The organism is Joostella sp. CR20 (assembly GCF_038433465.1).
In the GTDB taxonomy this organism is placed as follows: Bacteria; Bacteroidota; Bacteroidia; order Flavobacteriales; family Flavobacteriaceae; genus Galbibacter.
This window is the reverse complement of the sequence record NZ_JAESVF010000057.1, coordinates 1-262: the sequence shown is the minus strand read 5'-3', so window position 1 is coordinate 262 and position 262 is coordinate 1. Positions and strand designations below refer to the sequence as shown.

Below are 262 nucleotides of genomic sequence, written 5' to 3'. Positions count from 1 at the left end.
AACCTGCTCATTTGTAGCAATATTCCCATCCATATTCATATCGGAGGAACCATATGTTCGCTTTAAAACCACACGTCCTTGCTTATCCTTGTATTCTCGAGTGGTGTGGTTGTTTCCATCCCCTGGCTTCCAGTTTTCATCCTTGGTAACAGTTACATACAACTGGTTTGCTCCGTAGTACGCAGGAGAATTGGTTAGGGTAGGCACATACGCACTACTTAAACTCACGCCATAGTCTCTAACCTCATTACTACCATTGGTT

1 protein-coding gene is annotated in these 262 nt (G+C 43.5%); it reads right to left on the bottom strand.

Features of this window, described 5'->3' with window-relative positions; genetic code table 11:
• Window positions 1-262 (bottom strand): hypothetical protein (locus JMA43_RS14025; protein WP_342157328.1); only part of this gene is annotated, 262 nt, incomplete at both ends.